This is a genomic window from Streptococcus sp. 2_1_36FAA (genome assembly GCF_000161955.2).
Classification (GTDB): domain Bacteria; phylum Bacillota; class Bacilli; order Lactobacillales; family Streptococcaceae; genus Streptococcus; species Streptococcus gordonii.
The window spans coordinates 590338-615868 of the sequence record NZ_KI391976.1; the positions used below are offsets into that span (position 1 = coordinate 590338).

23 protein-coding genes are annotated in these 25531 nt (G+C 41.2%); 3 read left to right on the top strand and 20 right to left on the bottom strand.

Annotation, left to right across the window (positions count from 1 at the left end; genetic code table 11):
• Positions 1–22: 22 nt before the first annotated feature.
• Positions 23–532: an HXXEE domain-containing protein gene (locus HMPREF0847_RS10630; protein WP_008808076.1), complete on the bottom strand. Its 510-nt coding sequence runs from the start codon at positions 530–532 to the stop codon at positions 23–25.
• Positions 533–699: 167 nt separating this feature from the next.
• Between HMPREF0847_RS10630 and HMPREF0847_RS10635 the strand changes: the two genes are divergently transcribed.
• The gene (locus tag HMPREF0847_RS10635) at positions 700–1242 is read left to right on the top strand and encodes a TetR/AcrR family transcriptional regulator (protein WP_008808075.1); all 543 of its coding nucleotides are present in this window, start codon (positions 700–702) and stop codon (positions 1240–1242) included.
• A gap of 182 nt (positions 1243–1424) precedes the next feature.
• Here HMPREF0847_RS10635 and purH read toward each other — a convergent pair whose 3' ends face one another.
• The 18 genes from purH to HMPREF0847_RS10725 form a co-directional block, all read right to left on the bottom strand.
• Complete coding sequence (purH, locus tag HMPREF0847_RS10640; protein WP_008808074.1) at positions 1425–2972, bottom strand: bifunctional phosphoribosylaminoimidazolecarboxamide formyltransferase/IMP cyclohydrolase; 1548 nt, start codon at positions 2970–2972, stop codon at positions 1425–1427.
• 1 nt (position 2973) lies between these two features.
• The gene (locus tag HMPREF0847_RS10645; protein WP_020992852.1) at positions 2974–3438 is read right to left on the bottom strand and encodes a GNAT family N-acetyltransferase; all 465 of its coding nucleotides are present in this window, start codon (positions 3436–3438) and stop codon (positions 2974–2976) included.
• Between the two features lie 44 nt (positions 3439–3482).
• Positions 3483–4034: a phosphoribosylglycinamide formyltransferase gene (gene purN, locus HMPREF0847_RS10650; protein WP_008808072.1), complete on the bottom strand. Its 552-nt coding sequence runs from the start codon at positions 4032–4034 to the stop codon at positions 3483–3485.
• On the bottom strand, positions 4031–5053 hold the full coding sequence (gene purM / locus HMPREF0847_RS10655; RefSeq protein ID WP_008808071.1) for a phosphoribosylformylglycinamidine cyclo-ligase: 1023 nt from the start codon (positions 5051–5053) through the stop codon (positions 4031–4033). Before purM ends, purN begins: the two co-directional genes overlap by 4 nt.
• A 42-nt stretch (positions 5054–5095) precedes the next feature.
• Complete coding sequence (purF, locus tag HMPREF0847_RS10660; RefSeq protein WP_008808070.1) at positions 5096–6538, bottom strand: amidophosphoribosyltransferase; 1443 nt, start codon at positions 6536–6538, stop codon at positions 5096–5098.
• An 83-nt stretch (positions 6539–6621) separates the two neighbouring features.
• The gene (locus HMPREF0847_RS10665) at positions 6622–10365 is read right to left on the bottom strand and encodes a phosphoribosylformylglycinamidine synthase (protein ID WP_008808069.1); all 3744 of its coding nucleotides are present in this window, start codon (positions 10363–10365) and stop codon (positions 6622–6624) included.
• Between the two features lie 18 nt (positions 10366–10383).
• Positions 10384–11091: a phosphoribosylaminoimidazolesuccinocarboxamide synthase gene (gene purC / locus HMPREF0847_RS10670; RefSeq protein ID WP_008808068.1), complete on the bottom strand. Its 708-nt coding sequence runs from the start codon at positions 11089–11091 to the stop codon at positions 10384–10386.
• A gap of 151 nt (positions 11092–11242) precedes the next feature.
• Positions 11243–11482: an acyl carrier protein gene (locus tag HMPREF0847_RS10675; protein ID WP_008808067.1), complete on the bottom strand. Its 240-nt coding sequence runs from the start codon at positions 11480–11482 to the stop codon at positions 11243–11245.
• Positions 11479–12480, bottom strand: a complete 1002-nt coding sequence (gene plsX, locus HMPREF0847_RS10680) for a phosphate acyltransferase PlsX (protein ID WP_008808066.1) — start codon at positions 12478–12480, stop codon at positions 11479–11481. Before plsX ends, HMPREF0847_RS10675 begins: the two co-directional genes overlap by 4 nt.
• Positions 12477–13259 carry a DNA repair protein RecO gene (gene recO / locus HMPREF0847_RS10685; protein WP_020992853.1) on the bottom strand — a complete coding sequence of 261 codons (783 nt, stop codon included), beginning with the start codon at positions 13257–13259 and terminating at the stop codon, positions 12477–12479. The genes plsX and recO overlap by 4 nt, the downstream gene beginning before the upstream one ends.
• Positions 13237–14424 (bottom strand): pyridoxal phosphate-dependent aminotransferase, encoded by a 1188-nt coding sequence (locus tag HMPREF0847_RS10690; protein ID WP_008808064.1) that lies wholly within the window; start codon positions 14422–14424, stop codon positions 13237–13239. The genes recO and HMPREF0847_RS10690 overlap by 23 nt, the downstream gene beginning before the upstream one ends.
• Before the next feature lie 124 nt (positions 14425–14548).
• The gene (locus HMPREF0847_RS10695) at positions 14549–14839 is read right to left on the bottom strand and encodes a Veg family protein (protein ID WP_008808063.1); all 291 of its coding nucleotides are present in this window, start codon (positions 14837–14839) and stop codon (positions 14549–14551) included.
• 1 nt (position 14840) lies between these two features.
• Complete coding sequence (gene dnaB / locus HMPREF0847_RS10700) at positions 14841–16196, bottom strand: replicative DNA helicase (protein ID WP_008808062.1); 1356 nt, start codon at positions 16194–16196, stop codon at positions 14841–14843.
• A 22-nt stretch (positions 16197–16218) separates the two neighbouring features.
• A complete protein-coding gene (rplI, locus tag HMPREF0847_RS10705) occupies positions 16219–16671 on the bottom strand; it encodes a 50S ribosomal protein L9 (protein ID WP_008808061.1) in 453 nt (150 codons plus the stop codon).
• Positions 16668–18647 (bottom strand): DHH family phosphoesterase, encoded by a 1980-nt coding sequence (locus tag HMPREF0847_RS10710; protein WP_020992854.1) that lies wholly within the window; start codon positions 18645–18647, stop codon positions 16668–16670. Before HMPREF0847_RS10710 ends, rplI begins: the two co-directional genes overlap by 4 nt.
• A gap of 329 nt (positions 18648–18976) precedes the next feature.
• Positions 18977–20896: a tRNA uridine-5-carboxymethylaminomethyl(34) synthesis enzyme MnmG gene (mnmG, locus tag HMPREF0847_RS10715; RefSeq protein ID WP_008808059.1), complete on the bottom strand. Its 1920-nt coding sequence runs from the start codon at positions 20894–20896 to the stop codon at positions 18977–18979.
• Between the two features lie 137 nt (positions 20897–21033).
• Positions 21034–22179 carry a tRNA 2-thiouridine(34) synthase MnmA gene (gene mnmA, locus HMPREF0847_RS10720; RefSeq protein ID WP_223352299.1) on the bottom strand — a complete coding sequence of 382 codons (1146 nt, stop codon included), beginning with the start codon at positions 22177–22179 and terminating at the stop codon, positions 21034–21036.
• Positions 22180–22364: 185 nt separating this feature from the next.
• The gene (locus HMPREF0847_RS10725; RefSeq protein WP_008808057.1) at positions 22365–22928 is read right to left on the bottom strand and encodes a LysM peptidoglycan-binding domain-containing protein; all 564 of its coding nucleotides are present in this window, start codon (positions 22926–22928) and stop codon (positions 22365–22367) included.
• A gap of 325 nt (positions 22929–23253) precedes the next feature.
• Between HMPREF0847_RS10725 and sdaAB the strand changes: the two genes are divergently transcribed.
• On the top strand, positions 23254–23925 hold the full coding sequence (gene sdaAB / locus HMPREF0847_RS10730) for an L-serine ammonia-lyase, iron-sulfur-dependent subunit beta (RefSeq protein WP_008808056.1): 672 nt from the start codon (positions 23254–23256) through the stop codon (positions 23923–23925).
• A gap of 8 nt (positions 23926–23933) precedes the next feature.
• Positions 23934–24806: an L-serine ammonia-lyase, iron-sulfur-dependent, subunit alpha gene (sdaAA, locus tag HMPREF0847_RS10735; RefSeq protein ID WP_008808055.1), complete on the top strand. Its 873-nt coding sequence runs from the start codon at positions 23934–23936 to the stop codon at positions 24804–24806.
• Positions 24807–24884: 78 nt separating this feature from the next.
• Here the strand turns inward: sdaAA and HMPREF0847_RS10740 are convergent, their stop codons facing one another.
• A complete protein-coding gene (locus HMPREF0847_RS10740) occupies positions 24885–25514 on the bottom strand; it encodes a LysM peptidoglycan-binding domain-containing protein (protein WP_020992855.1) in 630 nt (209 codons plus the stop codon).
• Between the last annotated feature and the right edge of the window lie 17 nt (positions 25515–25531).

The following is a 25531-nucleotide window of genomic DNA, read 5'->3' on the forward strand; positions in this document are numbered from 1 at the left end:
GTAGCTCTCATTTAATCGTTTTTCATTTCGCATATTTTTCTAGATATGTTTGGATTTTTGGCATGATGAGATGCATTATTTTAAGATTCGTAAAAGCTATTATCATGGCTAATAAAAGATAGACAAAGACTGATAACAAAGGAACGTCAGAGGGCCAATAGTGGGAAATAATCATTAGAACCATTGGCAATTCTAGGGTTACTGTGACGACTCCAGGAACATAACCCCTAAATTGCATGCACATGATATAATGTATTATGAAATGAGATGTATAAGCTATTACAAAAGATAAATAGAGTAAAGTGTTGTGAGTTATTTGGCAGAATCCAGAAATAAACATCAGGATAATAAATTCCTCCAACACACCTACTGCAAAAGCGGAGCCTTGCGTAACGGAACCAAAGAACGGTTTCTTAAAAGTTTCTAATTTTTGATGATGCCGTGTTTTCCACAAGGGCATAAAAATCATTTCTTCAAAATCGTGTAAAATAAATAAAATTGGTAGCATCCAAACATTAAAAAGAATGCTCATATCTTTACCTCCTTAATAACAACTAACAATTGTACAATGTTAAGAATAAATGATAATCATATATCACTCGCAACACTTTTAGTATAAAGATAAACTGTTACAAAAACAAGAGGTTAAGAGAAATTGGCACAGTTTGACCAAAAGTGTGACAGGAAAGGAAAAATATCATGGAATATCAAACGCGGCAATGGCTGGAAGAAGCCTTGTTCGATTTATTAGCAACTAAGAAGTCTCTCCAAAATATCAGCATTGCTGAACTCAGCGAGCATGCTCAAATTGCTAGACGAACGTTTTATCGTTATTACCATTCAAAAGAGGAAGTTCTTACGAACTATTTAGACCGCTTAATCCAAGACTATATTATCGAACTTCAAACAGCAGAACTGACTAATTTTGAAGATTTGGTGAACCTTTTCTTTCAGTATTGGAGCCAGTACACTGAGCCATTAAAAATTTTGCAAGACGCAAACTTACTCGTGCTTATCTTGCAAAGGTCTTATGATAAGCTTCCTGCTGCTTATACCACTGTCATGGCACCTTGGCACATCACAAATAGTGATCAAAGACAAATCACTTATGATAGTAGATTCATTACCAGCGGTCTCTACAATATTTTTGATGAATGGTTAAAAGGAGATTATAAAGCCATGCCTGTTAACGAGCTAGTCACAACAACCTTAAACACCATAAAACGTATGAAAAATAGTTAAGTGAGAAACTGAGTTTTTCGAGATTAGTCATGAACAGCTCTAACAAATCATTTTAATAATTTCTAACACTAAAATGCTTATTGTTTTAGACATACAAAAAGAGAAGACAACTTACGTCTTCTCTCGTTGTTAGCGATAAATCATTTATCACAGTTGATAATGAGCTAATTTTTAAATACCCATCAATGTCTAAAATGTCTCACACCTGTGAAGACCATGGTCAAGCCATATTTGTCCGCAGCTTCGATAGACTCTTGGTCACGAACCGAGCCACCCGGCTGGATGATGGCCTTAATTCCTGCTTTGGCGATTTCTTCCACGTTATCCGCGAATGGGAAGAAGGCATCGGAAGCAAGTACAGCACCGTCAAGGCGGTCGTTGGCTTGTTCAATGGCGATGCGGACAGATGCCACACGATTGGTTTGTCCTGGGCCGACACCCAGTGTCATGTGGTCGTTGGTTACGATGATTCCGTTTGATTTGACGTACTTGATAGCTTTCCAAGCAAACTCAAGAGCAGTCGCCTCTGTCTCGGTTGGCTGGCGTTTGGTCACCACTTGCCAGTCAGCTGGGCTTTCCTTGACCACGTCTTGGTTTTGCACGAGAAGTCCACCAACAACACCTGTGTATTCTGCTTCCACTTCACTAGCCTCTTGAGCGTCAAATGGCAAGGCAAGGATGCGCAAGTTTTTCTTTTTGTTGGTCAAAATGGCTAGCGCTTCATCCGTATAGCTCGGTGCGATGATGATCTCAAGGAAAACGCCGTGCATCTTCTCAGCAGTCGCAGCATCCACCTCACGGTTGAGAACGACAATCCCACCGAAGATAGACACTGGATCAGACTCATAAGCATAATCCCAAGCAGTTTCGATGTCATCTGCCTGACCGATACCGCATGGGTTCATGTGTTTGAGAGCCACAACGGTTGGGCGTTCTTTGAAATCGCGAATAATACGGATAGCAGCATCAGCATCGCGGATATTGTTGAAGGACAATTCCTTCCCATTTAGCTGTTTGGCTGAAGCAATGGAGTAGTCTGTCGGCAAGGCTTTTTGGTAGAAGTCTGCATCCTGCTGAGGATTTTCCCCATAGCGCATAGCTTGCTTGAGGTCATAAGTCAAAGTGAGTTTTTCAGGCTTGCTTTCTCCGACTTGAGCTGTGAAGTATTCTGCAATCAAAGCATCATAAGCCGCAGTGTGACGGAAAACCTTGGCTGCCAAACGTTGGCGAGTTTCGTAAGTCGTTTCACCATTGGCTGACAACTCGTCCAAAACCACAGCGTAGTCAGTAGGATCTACCACAACTGTCACGCTGGCATGGTTTTTAGCTGCTGAACGAAGCATAGACGGCCCACCGATATCGATGTTCTCCACCGCATCAGCGTACGTCACATCTGGTTTGAGAATCGTTTCCTTGAAAGGATAGAGATTGACCACCACAAGGTCAATGAGCTCAATCTGATTGTCCTTGGCTGCTTCCAAGTGGCTATCCAAATCACGACGAGCCAAGAGCCCACCATGGATATTTGGGTGAAGGGTCTTGACACGACCGTCCATCATTTCTGGGAAGCCAGTCACGTCGTCAATAGCAATGGTCTCTACCCCAGCACTATCGAGGGCAACCTTTGTTCCACCTGTCGAGATGATCTCCCAACCGAGTTTTTTGAGTTCTTGGGCAAATTCAACAATGCCTGCTTTGTCTGAGACGCTGATTAAGGCTTTTTTCGTCATTCTATTCCTCTTTCTTTAGATCCAAACGCATAGCGACTTCGTTATTTTCTTCTATAAATTCCGTTTCCTGAAAACCCAGACTAGTCAACAGGTGCTTCATTTTTTCATTTCCAACCACATAATCTGCGGTAATATGACTGCAAGCTCTATCCATCTGAGCCTCTTTGATTAGAACTTCCAAGGCTTTTCGACCATAACCTCTTCCTTGGTACTGCTGACCAATCATTATCCGCCAGATAAAGTATTCCGCTTCATCCTTGTCTATTTCTAGCAGGAGAAAGCCAACCACTTGCTTATCCCAATAGATTGCCATCGGAAACACATCTTCGTTTTTCCGGTAGAGCCATGCATCAGCTAAAGAGCGCACATTTGGAGCTACGAAACGTGCTCGTTCATCAGCTTCTGATATTTTCAAATCCAGCACTGCCTGAAAACTGCTCTCATCTACCAATTTCAGTTCAATCATTTTTTCTCCTAGCAAGATTGCGCAATCAAAACTTGATTTACTTCTTACCTTCTCTCCACTCCCAAACTATCCAACACTTCTGGATACAACTTGTACTCCGCCTCATGAATCCGAGCTTCAAAGTTTTCGATAGTATCATCTGCTAGACGTGGCACACGGACTTGTTTGATGACCTTGCCTGTATCCACACCGGAATCCACCCAGTGAATGGTCACGCCGCTCTCAGCAACCCCAGCATTCCAAGCGTCCTCAATCCCATGAGCTCCTGGAAATTCTGGAAGGTAGGCTGGATGAATGTTAATGATCCGACCCTCGTAAGCAGCGAGCAAAGTTGGCCCGACGATTTTCATATAACCCGCCAAACAAACCAAGTCAATCTGGTGTTCTTCCAAGAGCTCGACAAGAGCTGCTTCGTAGTCCGCCTTGTTCTCAAACTCCTTGAGTTCAAAAGCATAGGACAGGACGCCGAGCTTGTCTGCACGTTCCAGCACATAGGCGTCACGATGGTCTGAAAAAACAAACTCCACCGGAAATTCTTCGGCAATCACCTGAAAATTTGAGCCATTACCAGAGGCAAAAACCGCTATTTTTTTCATTTGATGATGACACTTTCGTTTTCTTTCTTGACGATGCGACCAATTTCATAGACTGGTTCATCCAACAATTCCTTGACGCGACCTACATTTTCAGGGCTAACTGCCAGCATGAGTCCCACACCCATATTGAAGATTTCAAACATTTCTTCGTGCTTGATTTCACCGTATTTTTCAAGGGCTTTGAAAATCGGGAGGACTGGAACCTTGTCTTCTTCAATTTCCGCAGCTAGGTCAGCCGCAAACATCCGTGGGACATTTTCGATGAAACCACCGCCTGTGATGTGGGCAATCCCGTTAACCAATTCTTCTTTGATGAGTGGCAAGACAGCCTTGACATAGATACGAGTCGGCTCAAGAAGGACCTCCTTGAGTTTCTTGCCTTCCAATTCTGGCAAGACTTCTTCACCTGAGTAGTCGGCAAAGACACGACGAACGAGTGAGTAACCATTTGAGTGAATCCCACTTGAAGCAAGTCCGAGAAGAACATCGCCTTCAGCTACTCTTGAACCGTCTATGATTTGAGATTTTTCAGCCACACCGACTGCAAAACCAGCCAGATCGTAGTCATCTTCGCCATACATACCAGGCATTTCAGCCGTTTCCCCACCGATGAGGGCAGCGCCTGCCTGCACACAACCTTCTGCCACACCAGCAACGACTTGTTCTAGCTTGGCTGGTTCATTCTTCCCTGTCGCTACGTAGTCAAGGAAGTAAAGAGGCTCAGCTCCTGCAGCGATGATATCATTGACACACATGGCCACACAGTCCTGCCCAATCGTGTCGTGCTTGTCATACTTGATAGCCAGCATGAGCTTGGTGCCGACACCGTCCGTTCCTGAGATCAAGACAGGCTCTTTAACACCTGTCTTTGAAAGGTCAAACATGCCACCAAAGCCACCAAGAGCTCCCATGACACCTGCACGCTCCGTACGAGCCACGTGCTTTTTGATCCGCTCAACAACTTCATAACCCGCTTCAACATCCACACCTGATTGAGCGTATGCATTCTTATTTGTCATTTTGTCTCCTCTTCCTTTTCTTTCATGGAAAATCTCATCCGTCTATTTGTAAAAACTCGTCTTATCCCCTAAGCTTCTACGATATTCTTCTTCATAGTCGTAGAGAGGAGTTGGGTAGTCACCGTCAAAGTAAGCGACACAGAGACCACCATTCGGTGCATCTGTTTCAATCCCGATAGAGTTAATCAAACCATCAATCGAAAGATAGGTCAGGCTATCTGCACCAATAATTTGGCAGGTTTCTTCAACTGTATGATTGGCAGCGATTAGTTCCTGACGCGTCTGGATATCAATCCCATAGAAACATGGATAAGCTAGCGCTGGGCTTCCAATAGCAACGTGAACCTCGGACGCACCTGCTTCTTTCAAAAGCTGAACGATGCGACGAGAGGTTGTCCCCCGAACAATGGAATCATCAATCATAACCACACGTTTGCCTTTGACAACGCCTGAAACAGCGGACAATTTCATCCGTACACCTTGCTCCCGCAATTCTTGGGTTGGTTGGATAAAGGTACGTTGCGTGTATTGGTTTTTGATCAGCCCCATTTCGTTTGGCAGACCAGATTCTTCTGCAAAGCCCATGGCTGCGCTCAGTGAGGAATTTGGCACACCAACCACGATATCCGCCTCATGTTTGAATTCACGCGCCAATTGAGCCCCCATTCTCTTGCGGGCTGTATGGACGTTGACACCATGGATATTGGAGTCAGGACGCGCAAAATAGATATACTCCATAGAGCAAATCGCCAACTGGGTATCATTCGTATAACTATCGTACTGGATGCCACTGTCATCAATGATGACAATCTCCCCTGGCTTCACATCACGAATCCACTCAGCACCAATCACTTCAAAAGCACAAGTTTCAGAAGAAACCACAACTGCTCCATTGCTCATTTTCCCAATAGAAAGCGGACGGAATCCATTTGGGTCAAGCGCCGCAATCAACTTGTCTTCAAAAAGTAGAATATAAGCAAACCCACCTTTGACAAGACTGAGTGCCTCCTTGATTTTACCCATGAGACTAGGATTGTGACTACGGCGAATCAGGTGAGCCAAGATTTCAGAATCAGATGTTGAGCTGAAAATAGCGCCTCTTTGTTCCAATTCTTTCTTAAGAGATTCGGCATTAGTTAGGTTCCCATTATGAGCAAGTCCAAACTGCATATCATGAAAACGAAAAATGAAAGGCTGGATATTATCCGCAGAAGCTTCTCCTGCAGTCGCATAACGAACGTGCCCAATCGCACTCGTTCCAGTCAGTTTATCCAAATTAGCTGGATTTCTGAACACTTCTGATAGAAGTCCCATATCACGATGGCGCTTTAGTTGTCCTTGGTCATTGGAGAGGATTCCTGCCCCCTCCTGACCGCGGTGCTGAAGACTATGGAGCCCAAAATAGGTCAATTTAGCCGCATCCGGATGTCCCCAAATACCGAAAACACCACATTCTTCATTAAGTGACTTTACTTCGTATGTCATTTTTTTACCTAAATTCTTTTATCCTGAAAAGGGAGAAAACCTGGCCTTTCAGACCAAGTAGACTCCTTTTTGATTACTTTCTATTACAAGCCAGTGTTATCTTGACCCGCTTGGAAATAACGAACAGCACTTTCAAATAATTTCTGGTCTTTCTGGCCTGGAATATTTTGGAAAAGACCGTCTTCATAACGTTCTGAGTGACCCATTTTACCAATGATTTGGCCGTTTTTACTTGTAATCCCTTCGATAGCGTAGAGGGAGCCATTTGGATTATACTTACTATCCATGCTTGGCTGACCATCAAAGTCTACGTACTGGCTCCAAATCTGACCATTGTCACGCAGTTCAGCAAACTCTTCAGCTGTCACGACAAATTTCCCTTCACCATGTGAAACCGGAATGGCATGAATATCTCCTACTTGCACACCAGCCAGCCAAGGCGAGTTAGTATTGGCAATACGGGTTTCAACCATCTTAGCCACGTGCTGATTAGCATCATTGTAAAAGAGAGTTGGGCTACTATCCTCTACTTCTTCAAAGTTTCCATATGGAAGAAGACCAGATTTGACTAAAGCCTGGAATCCATTACAGATACCAATGATAAGACCGCCACGAGCGATGAAAGCATCAATGGCTTTCTTGACCTTCTCGTTGAGAAGAATGTTGATGATAAATTTAGCTGACCCATCTGGCTCGTCTGCAGCAGAGAAACCACCTGCAAAGAAGATGATATTCGCCTTGTCAATATTGTCAACCATTGTGTCAACGGACTTGACAATAGTCGCTTCGTCTAAAGTAACAAATGGAACTAGATTGACCTTGGCTCCAGCTGCTTCAAAGGCTTTAGCTGAGTCGTATTCTGAGTTGGTCCCAGGAAAGACTGGGATGTAAACCAGTGGCTCAGCTACTGTATCCTTGGCTTTTATCACTGTATCAGAGACTAGTGCAGGGACATCCTCTAAAACTTTAGATTGTTCAAATTCAGTTGGGTAAACTGCTTCTAATTTTCCTTCAAAAGCATTGAGCAGATTTAAACCATTTATGTCAATATCGTTTACGGTCAATGTAAACAATTGGGTTGTTTGTCCAATCTTAGCTACATTTGGAATATCCTCTTTAGATGTAAAGACAAAGCCACCTAGCTGACCAGTTAAACAAGTTGACAGATCTGTTAAGTTCACTTTTGCTCCTATACGATTCCCCAGACTCATAAGAGCTAAGCTTTCAAGTACTCCACCATATTTAACTGCTGATGCCGCACTGATTTTATGTTCTTTTTGAAGACTTGCAAACTGTGTAAAGTTTGCCTTTACAGTATCGAAATCAATTTCTTGAGATAGGGCTGGTCCTGGAATATAGTAAATCCACTCTCCCACTGCCTTAAACTCTGGAGATAGGACTTTTCTGCTGTCTGCAGTTGTTACACCAAATGCAACTAGAGTTGGAGGCACTGTCAATTCTTCGAAGGTACCTGACATAGAGTCCTTACCACCAATAGACGGGAGTCCTAGCTGAATCTGTGCTTCAATAGAACCTAGAAGGGCAGATACAGGCTGACCAAAACGTTCAGTTTTCTTATCCATTCGCTCAAAGTACTCTTGGTATGAGAAACGAGCCTTAGACCATTCTCCACCAGCGGCAACCAATCGAGCAGTTGCTTCGATCACTGCATATGCTGCCCCATGGTAAGGTGACCACTCAGCCAAATACGGATGGAAGCCCTGAGCTATCACAGATGCAGTATTCGTAAAACCAGACTGAACAGGTAATTTTTGAACAGAAGCTTCTGTTGGAGTTATTTGATAACGGCCTCCCAGTGGATGATTTACAGTTGAACGTCCTACAGAACTGTCAAAAATCGTCTGTAAACCTTTTTGGCTAGCATGATTCAGATCAGATAGAAGAGCTAACAGGTCTGTTTCAAGACTTTCAGCTGATGTTGTCCTTTCTTCAGGTAGCTTGACATCCTTGTCAACCACCTTGGCATCAACAACAACACGAACACCATTTGTATCAAGGAAAGAACGCTCCAAGTCGACAATTGTTTCACCATTCCAGTGCATAACCAGATTTGGTTTTTCAGTCACTGTCGCAACGACAACAGCGTCAATATTTTCTTTGTTACATTCCGAAATAAAGGCAGCTACATCCTCAGGACGAACAACAACAGCCATTCGTTCCTGAGACTCAGAAATAGCGATTTCTGTTCCATTGAGCCCTTGGTATTTAAGAGGTACCTTGTCAAGGTCAATTTCCAATCCGTCTGCCAATTCACCAATGGCCACACAGACACCGCCAGCTCCAAAGTCATTTGATTTCTTAATAAGTCGAGTCACATTTCCATTACGGAAAAGGCGTTGAATCTTGCGTTCTTCAATGGCATTCCCTTTTTGAACTTCAGCACCAGCTGTCTCTACAGATTCGACAGTTTGTACTTTTGAAGAGCCTGTTGCTCCACCAACTCCGTCACGCCCTGTCTTTCCACCTAATAAGATAACCACATCACCCGCTACTGGTTTTTCACGAACAACATTTTCTTTAGGAGCCGCTCCGACAACCGCTCCAAGCTCCATCCTCTTAGCTACAAAACCTGGGTGGAAGTACTCACGAACATAAGTCGTTGCCAAACCAATTTGATTACCGTAAGAAGAATAGCCATGCGCTGCTGTTTTAGAAATGATCTGCTGAGGAAGCTTTCCAGCTCGCGTTTCAGCAATTGGCTGGGTAATATCGCCCGCACCAGAAATCCGCATTGCTTGATAAACATAAGAACGACCAGAGAGTGGATCACGAATAGCTCCACCAATACAAGTCGCAGCGCCACCAAAAGGCTCAATTTCTGTTGGATGGTTGTGGGTTTCATTTTTAAACATCAGCAGCCAAGGCTCCTTGACACCATCCACATCCACTTCAATCTCTACTGAGCAGGCATTGATCTCATCAGACACTTCCATGTCATCCAGACGGCCATTAGCTCGCTCGTAGCGACCAAAAATAGTCGCCATATCCATGAGGGTCTGCGGTTTGTCCCCACGACCCAGCTCATCGCGCATAGCCAAGTATTTATCATAAGTAGCCTGCAATTGTTTTTCGAACTTAGAGGCTGAAAAATCAATCGTTTTCAACTCAGTCTCAAAGGTTGTATGACGGCAATGATCAGACCAATAAGTATCTAGGACCTTTAGCTCTGTCTCTGTTGGCACGCGCCCAATGGATTTGAAATAATCCTGAATAAATAGGAGGTCATCGACTTCCATAGCTAAGCCTTGTTCAGACTTGTAAAGCAAAAAATCTTCTGCCGAATAGCTTTCAAAGAGGTCTAGATTTGGAATTTCCTTGTCAGAGCTTGAAAATTCCTGAGGACGGAGACCCGAGAGAATATCTTTAAAGCGAGAATCCACAGGATTTAGAAGATAATGCTTAATCGCCTCCAGTTCATTGGCATCAATATTTTTGTTGACTAAATAAAGTTGAGCTGTATTTACAATTACATTGCTATCACTGCCCAAGAGCAATAAAGCCTCCTGAGCGCTAGCTGAGCGTTGGTCAAACTGACCCGGCAGAGCTTCGATAGCAAAAAACGCTGTTTCTGCAAGTGCAACCTCTACTTCCTCTTCTGTCAGCAATCTATCTGTTACTTGCTCAGAGAAAATATGTTTTTCGGCTCGAGTATACAAGTCTTCTGCCAGATGAAAAATATCGTAAACCTGGATTATCCGAAGATCTGATAATGTTTTCAGCTGGAGATTATAAGTCAGCTCTTTCATTAAACTATGTGACTTGATACCAAAGTTATTTTTCTTCTCTACAAAAATACGCTTGTCCATGACTTTTTACACCCGTCCTTACTTAATCGCCTGCAACTTCTCCCAAACAACTTGGTAAACATCCGTTAATTCACCAAGACCACGTCGGAAAACATCTTTATCCATGTGGTGTCCTTCTGCGTCCCAGAGACGGCAGTTATCAGGTGAAAACTCATCCGCCAGAATAATCTTGCCATCTTTGTCAAAGCCGAACTCTAACTTGAAATCAATCAATCTCAATCCAATTTGGCGGAACCAGTCTGATAAAAGCTCATTGATCCGACGAGTCTCCTCTTTCAAAAAAGTAATTTCTTCGTCGCTGGCAATCTTCAAGAATTTTACATGCTCATCATTGATGAAAGGATCATCCAAATCATCATTCTTGTAGTAAAATTCTACAATCGGAGTTTCAAGTGCAATACCTTCTTCGACTCCAAAACGCTTAGAGAAAGATCCTGCTGTATAGTTCCGAAGCACTACTTCTAACGGAATAATCTTTACTTTTTTGTTGAGTTGATCTGTATCTGAAATCTTTTCAATAAAATGCGTGGCTACACCCGCAGCATTTAATTTTTCAAAAATAAATGATGAAATCTGATTATTGAGCACTCCCTTGCCAACAATCTGTTCTTTCTTAACCCCATTAAAAGCAGTAGCTTGATCCTTATAATGTGCTACAATCACATCCTCATCATCTGTAGCAAGAATATCTTTGGCTTTTCCCGAATATATCAATTTATTTGACATTTTAATGTTCGCCTTTCGTAATTTTATGCCTTCATTTTACCATACAAACTTAATATTTACAAGCTGTATCCGTATTTTTGTATCCTGCTTCTCTTGATCTTTTATAAAAAATATCTTCCCTATTAAAACATAGAAAAAAGTAGGTCAAGACCTACTTTGTTTTTTTCTCAATATATGCTACTACATCTGCAACACTGCATAGACGATCAATATCTTCATCTAAAATATCAATTCCAAATTCGTCTTCTAAAGTCAGAATAAACTCCATCATATCAACAGAATCTGCCCCAAGATTATCCTTAAAGCTTAATTCCGGAGTTACCTCAAAACTTTTACCTTGGCGTTCTTGAATAATAGATACGATCTTTTGGTAGATTGTTTCCTGCGTCATTGTGTTTCCTCCTTTGAGAATTCTGTAACTGATTTACCAACCACATCAGTATGTAGCATTGTTCGAATTTGACGAATCGTACTGCAAACAGTTTTTGCATCACTTGAGCCGTGAGTCTTAACAACTGGCGCTTTTAGACCAAATAATACGGCTCCTCCAGCATCAGAATAATCTAGTCTAGATTTTAGTTCCTTCAGGCTATCTTTTAAAAGTAAGGCACCCAACTTGGCCTTAAGACCACCACCTAAAATACTCTTCTTAAGCTGCCCCATAATGCTGAGCGCTGTTCCTTCAATAGACTTTAAGACTGCGTTTCCTGTGAATCCATCTGTCACTACAACATCAGCTACACCATTCATCAACTCACGCGCTTCCACATTACCAATAAAATTAAGAGAAGAATCTGCAGCAAGTAGTTCATAGGTCTCCTTGCGTAAAGGATCACCCTTGCTACTTTCTGTCCCGTTGTTCAAAAGACCTACACGCGGTTTCTTAATTCCTCTCACGCTCTCAGCATAAAAAGATCCTAACTTGGCGTACTGATACAAATGATGAGCGGTATTTTCTGCATTTGCTCCTAAGTCCAGCATATCAAATCCCTGACCATCAATGGTTGGTAGAGTTGACAACAGACCTGGTCGATCAATATTTTTAATTCGACCTACGATAAAGAAGCCTGCCGCTAAAAGTGCACCTGTATTCCCAGCAGAAAGAACAGCATCTGCTTCTCCTGCTTTAACAGCCTTAGCAGCTAAGACCATACTAGAGTTCTTCTTTTGACGAATGGCCTTGGTTGGCTCATCATCAGAATTAATCTTTTCATCTGTGTGGACAATGCTGACTCGCTCACTTGCAGTCAAATACTGCTTGATTTTGGCCTCATCTCCATATAAAATCAGCTCGATATCTGAAAACTCTTGAAGAGCTTGATTAGCTCCTTCTACCAAGGCTTGGGGGGCAAAATCGCCTCCCATAGCATCAATGGCAATTTTTTTCATATTGACTCCTTATTTTCTTTATCTTTTAAAATACTTCCCCAGTCTCCTAGAGAATCAATGAATTTCTTTGATTTCAAATGAATTCCAACATAATCGTCGTAAATTTGATCTATAAATTCGCGTAGTTGTTGCTTAATTTCTGATTTTAGTGAAATAGTTTCCAGAGTGCTATATTCCACTGCCTGAAATTGATCAAGTAAAAATGGGATGTTGGGATGAAGATGACAACGACGATCGTCCTCACGATAGTGATCTGGACAGAGGACACCACTGAATTTAAAGGAAAAATCAAAAGGTAATCCAGTTCGATGACAAAAGACACATTCGTGGAAATTCAGAGAAACACCAAAACGGGACAAAATCTGAACTTCAAAAATATTTGTTAAAATCTCATGGTCTAAGCCTTCTTCCATTAGCTCCAAGGTTTTTGTCAGAAAAGCAAAAAGAGCAGCATCTGGTTGACTGTCTGGAATACTAGCGTCTGCCAAGGCAGCGACATAGGTCGCATAGGCCATGATGAACAAATCACTATTAATTCGAGTAAAAGGCTGGACATCCTGGTAATCCTGAATATAACTCAGACCATCATCATTCACCTTCATAAGCAGATTTGCCAAGGTAAGGGGCTGAATAACAGGACTCAGCTTAGAGTTGGTGGCATGTTTCACGAAAAACATACGCTTGCCAGCCTGTTCTGTAAATATTTTTACTAATTTGTCATCTTCACGAAAGTTTCGATTATAGAGTACTAGCGCCTTACTCGTGATGGACTGCATCATATTCTTCCATGTACTCCTTGAGTCGCTTCATAGCCTCTTGAATGACCTCCATACTAGCTGCATAAGAAAGCCGAATATAGCCTTCCCCATACTGGCCAAAAGCTGCACCTGGAATAAAAGCAACTGCTTTTTTCTCAGCAAAATCTTTCAGAAAAGCAAACGAATCCTGCGTAAACCCATCCGGAATCTTAGCAAAGATATAAAAAGCACCGTCCGGTTTTATAATTTTAAAGCCCAAGTCCCTCATCTTTTCTAAGATAAAATCTCGCCTTATGATGTATTCCTTCTTCATAGAAAGAGCATCGTCTTTTCCAGCTGATAAGGCTTCTACCCCTGCAAATTGTGCCATAGTATTTGCAGCTGTTACCAAATATTGGTGGCTCTTGATGATCTGAGCGGTAAACTCAGCAGGCGCAAAGATAAAGCCTAATCGCCAACCAGTCATAGCATGAGATTTGGAAAGACCATTGATAACAATGGCTTGCTTAGGTAGGTACTGACCGATGGAAACATGAGCCTCTTCTCTGTAAGTCAACTCCGAATAAACTTCATCACAGACAACAAAGACTGGATATTTACTCAACACTGCTGCTAATTCCTGGATTTGCTCCCTAGAATAGGTCACACCAGTTGGATTGGCTGGATAGTTCAGGATGACAGCCTTGACTTTTTCACCTTGCTCCAAAATAGCCTTTTCTAGCATTTCAGGAGTCAAGACAAAATCATTTTCTGTTGTATCAATCTCGACAATTTTAGCTCCTACAAGATTAACAATCGGCTCATATCCTGGATAAGCAGGTGCAGGAAGTAAAACAACATCATCTTCTTCTAAGATAGCTGTCAAGGTTGCAGACAAAGCTTCTGTTGCACCAATAGTCACCAACACTTCGCTTTCTGGTTTATAGTCTAAATTATATTTTTCTTTAACAAACTCGCTGGCTGCCTGTCTTAGCTCAAGCAAGCCACTCATACCAGTATAATGACTCTGATCGGCATCAATTGCAGCCTTAGCCGCTTCTTTTACATGGTTCGGAGTTATAAAATCTGGCTCACCTAAAGTTAGGCGTAAAACCCCGGGAATACTTGATATGGACTGATCAAACTGACGAATCATCGATACTTCAATTTTATCTAAATTCTTATTAAAACGTTTCGTTAAATCCATACATTGCCTCCATATCTTTATCTTTTCAAATATTATACTACAAATAAAAGACCGTCGCAAAAACTGACTGTAATCATACAAAAGGAAAAAGATTGCAGCTCAAGCCCAATCTTGTATCCTTTCTTTATTGTTCTTCGCTTTCATCATCAAAATAGCGAATCAAGTTCTTTTCTGTCAAAATATCTGAGTAAGTATAAGATTCTACATAAGTACTTGCAGAGTCTCCAACTGGAACATTGTCATTTGTATATTCTACTATAAATAAAGAAGGATAAACCTCAATCAAACGTCCTTTTTTATCCTTTTGACGCTTCCGCCCATTTTCCAGAGTCATCTCGACAATCTGCCCCTCATGTGCCTTGATGTCTTCTTTAATTTTTTTCATTTTTGCTACATCTGTAAATGCATCACTCATTTTATACTTCCTCCCTTTTAGAAATACTTGAGAACTTGTTGTATTCTTTTTGGAAAATCAATTCTACCGTACCACGCGCACCGCTACGGTTTTTCTCGATAATAACTTCCACCTTGTTATTTGGAATACCTTCTTCTTCCTCGCCAGCACGATCATAATAATCATCCCGATAGAGAAAGGCTACGATATCCGCATCCTGCTCGATAGATCCAGATTCCCGGATATCAGACAGCACTGGCCGTTTATCTTGTCGTTGCTCTACTCCACGAGAGAGCTGACTCAAGGCGATTACTGGTACTTTTAACTCTTTGGCTAAAATCTTCAGCTGACGAGAAATTTCTGATACCTCTTGCTGACGATTTTCGCGTCCGGTTCCTGTGATCAACTGCAGGTAGTCAATCAAAATTAGGCCTAAATTGCCCGTTTCTTGAGCCAACTTTCTTGCCCGCGAGCGAATTTCTGTAATCCGAATCCCTGGTGTATCGTCAATATAAATGCTAGCTTGTGCCAGATTTGCTTGAGCAATGGTTACTTTTTGCCATTCTTCATCGCTTAGTTGTCCTGTACGGATAGAATGCGAATTGATAACTCCTTCAGAAGCCAACATCCGGTCTACCAAGCTCTCTGCCCCCATTTCCAAAGAGAAAATAGCGACAGTCTTATCTAGTTTGGTCCCAATATTCTGAGCAATGTTAAGGGCAAAAGCAGTTTTTCCGACCGCAGGACGTGCTGCCAAGATAATCAATTCTTCCTCATGTAAACCTGTAGTCATCTTATCCAACTCAGGATAGCCGGTCGCAATCCCCGTAATATGAGAAGTTTGCTGGGAACGAACTTCCAAATTTTCAAAGTTGATATTCAAGATATCCTTAATATTTTTAAAACCACTACGGTTGGCATTCTCACTGACATCAATGAGCGCCTTCTCCGCCCCAGCAATAATTTCATCTGCTGGGCTTGCTCCATCGTAAGCTTGATTGATAGAGTCTGTCAACCGAGCAATTAAGCGACGCAAAATAGCTTTTTCAGCTACGATTTTAGCATAATATTCCGCATTGGCAGAGGTTGGCACTGAGTTAACCACTTCAACCAAATAGCTGAGTCCACCAATGTTCTGTAAATCATCCTGGCTATCCAGAATATTGCGAACAGTCGTCGCATCAATCGCATCACCACGATCAGCCAGATCAATCATGGCTTTGAAAATCAAACGATTGGCATACTTAAAGAAGTCAGCTGGCTCGATATATTCACGAACGAAAACGAGCTTGCTCTCATCAAGAAAAATAGCTCCCAGAACAGACTGCTCAGCTAAAATATCTTGAGGCTGTGCTCGTAATTCATCAATCTCTGCCATAAAGAACTCCTCTCTCCCTTACTTATCCTTCCTTGACACGCAGATTGATGACACCTGTGATATCTTGGTAAATCTTCACTGGAACATCAATCAGACCTACTGAACGAATCGGTGAATCCACTTTGATATTGCGTTTGTCCAACTTAATACCAAATTGTTTTTCTAACTCTTCTGCAATTTTTTTGCTGGTAATAGAACCAAATGTCCGACCGTCAGGACCAACTTTTTCAGTAAATTCAACCAAAGTCGCTTCTTCTGCTAATTTGGCCTGAATTGCTTGAGCTTCTGCCACTAATTCAGCATGAGCTTTTTCTTCAGATTTCTGTTTACCCCGCAACTCACCAATTGCTTGAGCAGTTGCTTCTTTTGCTAGTTTTTTCTTAATCAAAAAGTTTTGAGCATATCCTGTAGGAACTTCTTTTACTTCCCCTTTTTTCCCCTTACCTTTCACATCTGCTAAAAAGATTACTTTCATTCTACTATCTCCTCTTCTTTTTTGATCACTTCATCAATAATTTCTTGGTTTAATTTCCGGGTAACCTCTGCAACCGTAAGGTCTTTAATCTGAGCAGCTGCTAGATTAAAGTGGCCACCACCACCCATATTTTCCATAATACGTTGGACATTAATCTTACTGCGACTTCGAGCTGAAATCGAAACATAACCTTGCGTATTTTTACTTACAACAAAGGTTGCTTCGATCCCCGACATAGCAAGCATAGTGTCCGCTGCCTTACTGATTGCGACCGTCTGATAACTCTTATCTTCTGGTCCACTAGCTACAATGACGTTTGGTAATATCTTATTACCTCGTAGGATCAGCTCGTTGACCGCCCGATATTCATCAAAATCAGTTGCAGAAATATCTTGAATGGTCACACTATCACTGCCCCGTGTCCGTAAATAACTAGCCACATCAAATGTCCGACTAGTAACGCGAGATGTGAAATTCTTAGTATCCAACATCATTCCAGCCATCAAAACACTGGCCTGCATCTTACTTAATCTATTTTTCTTAGAATTTTGGAACTGAAGCAATTCCGTCACAAGCTCACTAGCACTGCTGGCCCCACTTTCAATATAAGTAATGACAGCATTTTCTGGGAAGTCATCATCCCGTCGATGATGATCAATTACAATAGTCTGATAAAACTGTTTATAAAAATCCTTAGATAGGGTCAAGCTGAGCTTAGAATGGTCAACCATAATGAGTAAGGAGTTTCCCGTCACCATCGTCATAGCTTCTGCAACAGTTACCAAATTAGTCTGACCTTCGTCTTGGAGTTTAGTAACAGCTCTCTCAATATCTGCAGCAGTTTGATACTGATCATAGACAACATACGTCTTATCAATTAAATTGCTTGCAAAAAGTTGCATTCCAACTGCCGAACCCAAGGCATCCATATCCAAATTCTTATGACCCACAACAAAAACTTGATCAACACTACGGATTTTATCCGAAATAGCTGTCATCATGGCCCGAGTACGTGTACGTGTACGCTTCACAGCCGCAGCAGAGCCACCTCCAAAGAAGATAGGATTCTTGCCATCAGCATTTTCTTTTACAACAGCCTGATCTCCTCCACGAACCTCAGCTAGGTTTAGATTTAACAAAGCCGTTTTACCAATTTGATCGTGGTCTCCATCCCCATAAGCAAAGCCCATACTGAGAGTCAGAGGAATTTCACGATTCTTGGCTTCAATTCTAAATTGATCAATAACTGAAAATTTATCCTGCATTAATTGATCTAGTACTGTAAAATCTGTAAACAGATAAAAACGGTCCATACCTACACGACGATAAAACATCCGATGGCGATCAGAGAATTCTGCAATGTAATTGGCAACAAAACTATTAATCTGGCTGATATCCGAATCTGATACAACATCTTCTAAATCATCATAGTTATCAACAGATATGATACCAATAACAGGTCGTGTAGTTGCTAATTCTGCAGTTGCATCATACTCATTAGAAGCATCAAAAAAGTAGAAAACATTAGAGGAACGATCCAGATAAATCGAATATTTCTTGTCACCAATTGTCATGTAGCGACCAGAACCTTCTAAACCTGTCTCCATCATCTGCTGCAGCATTTGTGTATCAAAATCCCCATCTTCCGTTGTACAAAGCAACTCAGCATAGGGATTAAACCACTCAACTTCGCCAGTTTCTTCTTTAATTTTAATAACTCCAACGGGCATTTTGTCTAGTAAAGACGCCAAACTATTTTCTGCATGGTGATTAACATACTGAATTTGTTCAAATTCTGCTGTTTCAAAAAATTTTTGTTGATAAATTAGAAGAGAAACCAAAAAGGCCACCACCAAGAAGGCAGCAAGCAAAACAAGCGTTCCTTCACCAAACGCTCGCAGTAAAACTGCTAAGATTCCAAAAGAAATAACGCCCAGCATTACAAAGTGAATTGGGGCAAAATGAAATTTTTTCATCACAAACCTCTTATCCGCCATTTTACCATAAATTCAAGAAAAAAGCGAGTTTCTACTGATTCTAAGCTTATTTGTGATAGTTAATTTTTTTTGTAAACTTAGTGATTATTTCTCAATAGATTGCATCATCCTATAGTTGATTGTTTGTTGTCACAGTTGTATAGTTTGTTTACAACAAAGTAAATATATTGGTGAGTTTGCTCAAGAAAATAGTTGTCTTAATGTATTTTAATAAATAAAATAATTTCCAAAACAAACCTATGCCAGACAAGTTATTTTTACACTATATTTACAATATTGTAAATATAGTGTAAAAACCACGTTTTTTATCAAACGTGGTTTTGTTTTTCTTTATTTTTCGAAATACTACGTGCTTTTCCTTCCAAATAAACCATCAAAATAGAAATATCTGCTGGATTGACACCAGAAATACGACTCGCCTGACCAATTGTTTCTGGATTGATTTTCTTAAACTTCTGTCTTGCTTCTGTCGCAATCGAATCAATATCATCCCAGTCAATATTAGCTGGAATGCGCTTCTCTTCCATGCGCTTCATCTTTTCAACCTGATCAAGAGCTTTGGAAATATAGCCTTCATACTTAATCTCTGTTTCAATTAGCTCGATAATCTTTTCATCAAGTTCCTCTGCCGCCGGACCAATGAACTGAACCACATCTTGGTAAGATACTTCTGGCCGTCGCATAAATTCTTTGGCAGTTACTGCATCTGTCAGAGGCTTAAAGCCTAGCGCTTCTACCTTAGCGTTTGTTTCCTTAACAGGTTTTAGCTTGATAGATTCCAATCGCTTCATCTCATTATCAAATTGATTCTTTTTAATCTCGAAACGAGCCCAACGCTCATCATCTACCAGACCAATTTCCCGTCCCATCTCTGTCAAACGCATATCAGCATTGTCATGACGGAGAATCAAACGGTATTCAGCTCGGCTGGTTAAAAGTCGATAGGGTTCTACGGTCCCCTTGGTCACCAAATCATCAATCATGACTCCAATGTAACCATCACTGCGCTTCAAGATCAACTCTGGCTTACCTTGGATTTTCAAGGCCGCATTAATCCCAGCGATAATCCCTTGACCTGCAGCTTCTTCATAGCCAGAAGTCCCATTTGTCTGACCTGCTGTAAAGAGACCTGAAATTTTCTTGGTTTCCAAGGTTGCCCGCAACTGGTGAGGCATAATCATATCGTACTCAATGGCATAGCCTGTCCGCATCATTTCGGCATTTTCTAGACCCTTGATAGAGTGAACCAAGTCCTTCTGCACATCTTCTGGCAAACTAGTTGACAGCCCTTGCACATAAACCTCTTCTGTATCACGACCCTCAGGTTCTAAGAAAAGCTGGTGGCGTTCCTTGTCCGCAAAACGGACAATCTTATCCTCAATTGACGGGCAATAGCGAGGACCCACACCCTTAACGATACCTGAAAACATAGGAGCACGATGCAGGTTATTTTGAATAATTTCATGACTTTCTGGATTGGTATAAGTCAACCAGCAAGGCACTTGATCTTTCACATAGTCTTCATCACGAGATGTGTAAGAGAAATGATTGGCTTTTTCATCACCTGGCTGAATCTCAGTCACGTCATAATTGATAGATGACGCCTTAACACGTGGAGGAGTTCCAGTTTTAAAACGACCAATTTCAAATCCTAGGTCACGCAGATTATCTGCCAAAGGAATTGCTGCTAAGCTATGGTTTGGACCAGATGAATACTTGAGATCACCAATAATAATTTCTCCCCGCAAAGCTGTTCCAGTCGTAACAATGACGGCTTTAGCTGCATACTCCTGATGAGTTGCCGTTTTAACCCCAATGACCTTACCATCTTCTACCAAGATTTCATTAATCATGGTTTGCCGCAAGGTCAGATTTTCTTGATTTTCAACAGTCTTCCGCATTTCTTTGGAATAAAGCTCTTTATCCGCCTGGGCCCTAAGAGCCCGAACTGCAGGGCCTTTGCCGGTATTAAGCATTTTCATCTGGATATAGCTCTTGTCAATATTCTTGGCCATTTCTCCGCCCAATGCATCTACTTCACGGACAACAATCCCTTTAGCAGACCCTCCGATAGAGGGATTACAAGGCATAAAGGCCAGCATCTCAATATTGATGGTTGCTAAAAGAACCTTGCAACCCATTCGACTAGCAGCCAGCGATGCCTCAACCCCAGCATGCCCTGCTCCAATCACGATAATATCATAACTTTCAGTAAAATTGTGTGACATTTCTTTTTCCTTCGTTTTTTCACCAAAAAAGGCCAAGTCTCCAGAAGTGCAGGACAAAAAAGCCTGCAACATCCATGAGCTTTGACCATCATAGGTATTGCTTATCTTATTTTAGCAGATTGTACTGAATTGTCAATCTAAATGTACTGCAAGACTTGACCATTCTTATAAGCTTTGTCAATTAAGCCTCCACCTAGGCACTCATCCCCATCATAGAAGACGACTGCTTGACCTGGTGTAACTGCCCTTTGAGGCTGATCAAAGTTGACAACTGCCTTGTCACCCTTTACAGTAACTGTCACCTTAGAATCTGGCTGACGATAACGGAACTTAGCTGTACATTCCATAGTAAATTCTTCTGGCATTTCTTTTGTGAAATGAACCTGACTAGCGTCAAGGCTGGTTGACATTAAGTTGTCATGATAAAAACCTTGACCTACATAAAGAATATTTTGGCTGAGATCTTTTCCAACCACAAACCAAGGCTCATTATCACCGCCATGTTGTCCACCAATTCCAAGACCACCCCGCTGGCCAATGGTATAATACATCAACCCAGCATGCTGGCCCATATCTCGGCCTTCTAAGGTCATCATGCGACCAGGCTGGGCTGGTAAATATTGACTCAGAAATTCTTTAAAATTCTTCTCACCAATAAAGCAAATGCCAGTCGAATCTTTTTTCTTGGCTGTAGCTAAACCAGCTCTTTCAGCAATTGCTCGAACTTCTGGCTTTTCTAAATGACCCAGAGGAAACATGGTCTTTTGCAGTTGTTCTTGTGACAGTTGACTCAAAAAGTAAGTCTGATCCTTATTGTTGTCCTTGCCACGCAGCATGTGAACTAGGCCGTCTTGGTCTCTCTTCACCTGAGCATAGTGACCTGTTGCAACGTAATCTGCACCCAGTGTCAAGGCATAGTCAAGGAAGGCTTTAAACTTGATTTCCTTGTTACACATGACATCTGGATTCGGAGTTCTACCAGCTCGGTATTCCGCCAAGAAGTATTCAAAAACGCGATCCCAATACTCTTTTTCAAAGTTGACAGAGTAGTAAGGAATGCCAATCTGGTCTGCAACAGCTGCCACATCCTTGTAGTCTTCTGTGGCTGTACAGACACCAAATTCATCTGTGTCGTCCCAGTTTTTCATGAAGATGCCAATTACATCATAACCTTGCTCTTTTAATAGCAAGGCAGTTACTGATGAATCGACACCTCCGCTCATACCAACAACGACACGAGTCTTAGAGTTATCACTCATTGTGTTCTCCCATCTTTTCGTTATTTCACGATTGAAGGTCGTGCTGTGCTTTCAACGATTGAAGGTCGCTTGAGCAAGCTCTATTATAGCACGAAATTTTTATAAGAACAAACAAATAGAGAATGCTTCCTTCTACTAGCCCAGTTAACTTTTTGTCAAGAATGTTTACAATAGTGTAAAGAAAAACTCTCAAAATTGAGAGTTTCCTTTTAATACCAGCCATTTGCTAACCAAAAGTTTTTAGCAGCTGACCATGAACCATATCGACTCGTTACATATTCATTCGCCACTTTTTCTTGATTTTCAGGCGAGAGATCTCCATTTAAGTATGTAATAGTTAATTGATATCGACCATAATATTGACCATTTTGAGCAGTGTAACTACCACTTGATTCCTTTTGAGCGATAAATTCTTTAGCTTCTGCATCTTCCGCACTTAAACCTGAAGAAGCATTTGCTGTGTTTGTACTTGTATTATTAGTCTCAGGCGTTGTTGTAGTTGGTGCAGTTTCTGTCTTGTTTTCCTTCTGTCCTCCTACTTCTAGGACTTGTCCAACATGGATAAGATTTACATCAGAAATTTTATTCAGTTCAGCTAGCTTTTCAACACTTGTATTATTAGCTGACGCAATAGCAGAAAGTGTATCTCCTGACTTCACGGTATAACTATCAGCGTTTGCTATTACTGGTAGGAATAAAGCTAAAGCTGCTAAGCTTACTACACCTGTCTTTACTGTATTTTTTTTATTTTTTAAAAATGTCTTTACTTGCATTTTATTCTCCTTTTCTTGTAACTAGCAAAACGAGATACAAGAAGTTCATAATTTTTTCTTGGTCTCATATTTATCATTTTGCTATACTCCTATCATACAGATTCTATGTTACCTTTATTTTTAAAGTATATGATAAATGTTACAAAATTGTTTAAATTAGAAAAAGAAAGCTTATAAAAGGCTTAAAATAAGAAATTTTATTTTGGTTTTCAAATGATTATCCTAATTTATAGGATTTGTTATTTTATAATTTTTTATTTAAAAATGAAGCAGATACCCCCTAACTTTGTTATAATGAAGATAGAACTTTACACGAGGAGAAATCATGACATCATTAAGATTTCAATCTGTTTTTGATATTATTGGCCCTGTAATGATTGGACCATCTAGTAGCCATACAGCAGGAGCCGTTCGTATTGGAAAAATAGTCTATTCTATATTTAACGATGAACCTACTGAAGTGGAATTTCAGCTTTTTAATTCTTTTGCTAAAACATATCGAGGACACGGAACTGATTTAGCTCTTGTAGCAGGAATCTTAGGAATGGATACGGATGATCCAGAGATTCCCAATAGTCTAGAAATAGCCCATAAACGAGGTATCAAAGTTGTCTGGTCTATTCAAAAAGATAGTAATGCTCCACATCCCAATACAACAAAAATTACAATAAAAAACGATCATAAAACAATCAGTGTTACTGGAGTATCTATTGGTGGGGGCAATATTCAAGTAACAGAGCTGAATGGTTTTTCAGTTTCACTCAGTATGAATACACCTACTATCATCATTGTTCATCAAGATGTCCCTGGTATGATTGCTCACGTTACAGATGCCCTCTCACGTTACAATATCAACATTGCTCAAATGAATGTCACACGTGAAAAAGCTGGCGAGAAAGCCATAATGATTATTGAGGTTGACAGCCGTAGCTGTGAAGAAGCTGTCGAAGAAATTCGAAATATTCCTCATCTGCATAATGTAAATTTCTTTAAGTAGGAGAAAATATGTTTTATTCCATCAAAGAATTAGTAGAGCAAGCTGACTTGGATTACCAAGGAAATGTTGCAGAACTAATGATTGCTACTGAGTATGAATTGACTGGTCGTGAAAGAGATGAAGTTTTGAGACTGATGGGTCGCAATCTGGAAGTCATGAAAGCCTCTGTCCTTCTTGGACTTGATGAGAGCAAGTCTCGTAGCGGATTGACTGGCGGAGACGCAGCAAAACTTGACCACTATATCCGGTCTGGAAAAACATTGTCAGATCACACTGTACTGACAGCAGCAAAAAATGCTATTGCTGTCAATGAGCATAATGCTAAAATGGGCTTGGTTTGTGCAACACCAACTGCCGGTAGTGCTGGCTGTCTACCTGCTGTCCTTACATCTGCTACTGAAAAATTAGGACTCTCAGAAGAAGAACAGCTGAACTTTCTGTTAGCTGCAGGTGCTTTCGGCCTAGTCATTGCCAATAACGCCTCAATTTCAGGCGCTGAAGGTGGCTGTCAAGCTGAGGTTGGCTCTGCTTCTGCTATGAGTGCAGCTGCTTTAGTTCTGGCTGCTGGAGGTTCACCTTTTCAAGCCAGTCAAGCTATTTGTTTTGTCATCAAAAACATGCTGGGGTTAATTTGTGACCCTGTGGCTGGCCTAGTAGAAGTGCCATGTGTCAAGCGAAATGCTATGGGAGCCAGTTACGCTTTTATTGCAGCTGATATGGCTCTTGCTGGAATCGAATCTAAAATTCCTGTTGACGAAGTCATTGACGCCATGTATCAAGTAGGGTCAAGTCTGCCAACTGCATTCCGAGAAACGGCTGAAGGTGGTTTAGCTACAACACCTACAGGTCGCAGACTTTCAAAAGAGATATTTGGAGAATAAAATAGATTGACAAATGTGTCAACCTGTTGATATTTATAATATAAAAAAAAACGGCTCAAAGCCGTTTTTAATTTTATATTAATAATTCCAAGCTGATAAACCTTGAGCATTATAGGCATTGTATGCAGATTGGATTTGATCTTCAACAGTTGCTGTAGAACCCCATCCTGGCATAGTTTGGAATAATCCACTAGCACCTGAAGCATTATAGGCGTTTACTTGACCATTTGATTCACGAGCAATAATTGCTTCCCAAGTTGAAGCAGAAACTCCTGTCAACTCAGCCATACGAGCCGCTGCGTAAGTACCAGTCTCACCTGCTGTATTACCGTTGGAAAGAACAGGTGTAGAATTATAGGTAGTATAGTTAGCTGATGGTGCAGGAACTGTAATAGTTGCCACTGGTGCAGGTGCTGCTTGATTAGTTTGTGTAGCTGGTCCTGGTGCTGCAGCAACAGCTGGAGCCTTTTTATTAGCTTTTGTATCACCAAGTTCTAGCACTTGATTTTCAAAAATTAAATCTGGATTTTCAAGCTTGTTTAATTTAATTAAGCTTTCAACAGTTGTGGATTTTTCTTTTGCAATTTTTGACAAAGTGTCGCCAGCTTTTACTGTATATGTGTCTGCCTTAGCTACAACTCCTGTCAAAAATAGGGTAGCTGCTGTAGCAACAAATGCGAAGGCACCTTTCATTGGTTGTAATTTCATTATAATTCTGGTTCTCC

What these genes read in the sequence shown, in the direction of transcription:
- HMPREF0847_RS10630 (WP_008808076.1), bottom strand. Translation starts at nt 532, where the DNA reads ATGAGCATTCTTTTTAATGTTTGGATGCTACCAATTTTATTTATTTTA.
- HMPREF0847_RS10635 (WP_008808075.1), top strand. Translation starts at nt 700, where the DNA reads ATGGAATATCAAACGCGGCAATGGCTGGAAGAAGCCTTGTTCGATTTA.
- purH (WP_008808074.1), bottom strand. Translation starts at nt 2,972, where the DNA reads ATGACGAAAAAAGCCTTAATCAGCGTCTCAGACAAAGCAGGCATTGTT.
- HMPREF0847_RS10645 (WP_020992852.1), bottom strand. Translation starts at nt 3,438, where the DNA reads ATGATTGAACTGAAATTGGTAGATGAGAGCAGTTTTCAGGCAGTGCTG.
- purN (WP_008808072.1), bottom strand. Translation starts at nt 4,034, where the DNA reads ATGAAAAAAATAGCGGTTTTTGCCTCTGGTAATGGCTCAAATTTTCAG.
- purM (WP_008808071.1), bottom strand. Translation starts at nt 5,053, where the DNA reads ATGACAAATAAGAATGCATACGCTCAATCAGGTGTGGATGTTGAAGCG.
- purF (WP_008808070.1), bottom strand. Translation starts at nt 6,538, where the DNA reads ATGACATACGAAGTAAAGTCACTTAATGAAGAATGTGGTGTTTTCGGT.
- HMPREF0847_RS10665 (WP_008808069.1), bottom strand. Translation starts at nt 10,365, where the DNA reads ATGGACAAGCGTATTTTTGTAGAGAAGAAAAATAACTTTGGTATCAAG.
- purC (WP_008808068.1), bottom strand. Translation starts at nt 11,091, where the DNA reads ATGTCAAATAAATTGATATATTCGGGAAAAGCCAAAGATATTCTTGCT.
- HMPREF0847_RS10675 (WP_008808067.1), bottom strand. Translation starts at nt 11,482, where the DNA reads ATGACGCAGGAAACAATCTACCAAAAGATCGTATCTATTATTCAAGAA.
- plsX (WP_008808066.1), bottom strand. Translation starts at nt 12,480, where the DNA reads ATGAAAAAAATTGCCATTGATGCTATGGGAGGCGATTTTGCCCCCCAA.
- recO (WP_020992853.1), bottom strand. Translation starts at nt 13,259, where the DNA reads ATGATGCAGTCCATCACGAGTAAGGCGCTAGTACTCTATAATCGAAAC.
- HMPREF0847_RS10690 (WP_008808064.1), bottom strand. Translation starts at nt 14,424, where the DNA reads ATGGATTTAACGAAACGTTTTAATAAGAATTTAGATAAAATTGAAGTA.
- HMPREF0847_RS10695 (WP_008808063.1), bottom strand. Translation starts at nt 14,839, where the DNA reads ATGAGTGATGCATTTACAGATGTAGCAAAAATGAAAAAAATTAAAGAA.
- dnaB (WP_008808062.1), bottom strand. Translation starts at nt 16,196, where the DNA reads ATGGCAGAGATTGATGAATTACGAGCACAGCCTCAAGATATTTTAGCT.
- rplI (WP_008808061.1), bottom strand. Translation starts at nt 16,671, where the DNA reads ATGAAAGTAATCTTTTTAGCAGATGTGAAAGGTAAGGGGAAAAAAGGG.
- HMPREF0847_RS10710 (WP_020992854.1), bottom strand. Translation starts at nt 18,647, where the DNA reads ATGAAAAAATTTCATTTTGCCCCAATTCACTTTGTAATGCTGGGCGTT.
- mnmG (WP_008808059.1), bottom strand. Translation starts at nt 20,896, where the DNA reads ATGTCACACAATTTTACTGAAAGTTATGATATTATCGTGATTGGAGCA.
- HMPREF0847_RS10725 (WP_008808057.1), bottom strand. Translation starts at nt 22,928, where the DNA reads ATGCAAGTAAAGACATTTTTAAAAAATAAAAAAAATACAGTAAAGACA.
- sdaAB (WP_008808056.1), top strand. Translation starts at nt 23,254, where the DNA reads ATGACATCATTAAGATTTCAATCTGTTTTTGATATTATTGGCCCTGTA.
- sdaAA (WP_008808055.1), top strand. Translation starts at nt 23,934, where the DNA reads ATGTTTTATTCCATCAAAGAATTAGTAGAGCAAGCTGACTTGGATTAC.
- HMPREF0847_RS10740 (WP_020992855.1), bottom strand. Translation starts at nt 25,514, where the DNA reads ATGAAATTACAACCAATGAAAGGTGCCTTCGCATTTGTTGCTACAGCA.